The sequence below is a fragment of the Sphingomonas sp. Leaf30 genome, from assembly GCF_001422525.1.
In the GTDB taxonomy this organism is placed as follows: Bacteria; Pseudomonadota; Alphaproteobacteria; order Sphingomonadales; family Sphingomonadaceae; genus Sphingomonas; species Sphingomonas aerolata.
In genome coordinates this window covers 12,921-14,082 of record NZ_LMKZ01000021.1, presented here as the reverse complement: position 1 = coordinate 14,082, position 1,162 = coordinate 12,921, and the positions used below count along the sequence as shown (strand labels likewise).

Annotated in this window: 1 protein-coding gene; it reads left to right on the top strand. The window is 67.6% G+C overall.

The annotated features are described in order from the left end of the window. The coding region (locus ASE89_RS21375) for an NAD(P)/FAD-dependent oxidoreductase (RefSeq protein ID WP_236701878.1) at positions 1 to 1,162 on the top strand (1,162 nt) is incomplete at both ends.

The window sequence follows — 1,162 nt, the reverse complement described above, 5'->3', positions numbered from 1 at the left end:
CTGTCGCGCGGTCGAGGAACTGATCGCGCGCGATCCGACCCGGTACCGCGTGACGATCTTCGGGGCCGAGCCGCACGTGAACTACAACCGCATCATGCTGTCGCCGGTGCTGGCGGGTGAGAAGACGTTCGAGCAGATCGTCATCAACGATCACGCCTGGTACGCGACCAACACCATAGAGCTGGTGACGAGCGACCCGGTGCAGGCGATCGACCGCGCCGCAAAGACCGTGACCGCACGGTCGGGGCTGACGGTATCGTACGACCGGCTGCTGATCGCGACCGGCTCCGATCCGTTCATCATCCCCGTCCCCGGCAAGGACCTGCCCGGCGTGATCTCGTTCCGCGATATGGCGGACGTCGACCACATGCTGGAGGCTGCGGGCAAGGGTGGAGCGGCGGTCGTCATCGGCGGCGGGCTGCTCGGGCTGGAGGCCGCACACGGGCTCACGCTGCGCGGGATGAGGGTCACGGTGATCCACCTGATGCCGACGCTGATGGAGCGGCAGCTCGACGAGGCGGCGGGGTGGTTGCTTAAGTCGGCGCTGGAATCGCGCGGTCAGGTCATCCTCACCGAGGCGAACACCGCCGAGATCGTCGGCGATACCCACGTCGAGGGCGTGCTGCTGAAAGACGGCACGCTGATCCCCGCGAGCCTCGTCGTCATGGCGGTCGGCATCCGCCCCTCCGTCGCCCTCGCGCGCGACGCCGGGCTGGAGATCGGCCGCGGGATCAAGGTCGACGACCACATGGTCACCAGCGACCCGTCGATCCTCGCGGTCGGCGAATGCGTCGAGCATGACGGTAACGTCTACGGCCTCGTCGCGCCGCTGTGGGACATGTGCCGCGCGCTCGCCGATGGGCTGACCGACAGCCACACCGGCTATCGCGGATCGGTGACCTCGACCAAGTTGAAGGTCGCCGGGCTCGACGTATTCTCGGCGGGCGATTTCTCGGGCGGTGCAGGCGCGGAGGACATCGTCCTGCGCGATGCCTCGCGCGGCATCTACAAGCGCGTCGTGGTCAAGGACGACCGGATCGTCGGCGCAGTGCTGTACGGCGACACGACCGACGGCGGCTGGTATTTCGACCTGCTCAAGCGGGCGGAAGACATCGCCCCCATCCGCGACATGCTGATCTTCGGCCAGTCCTTCGCCTCGGGA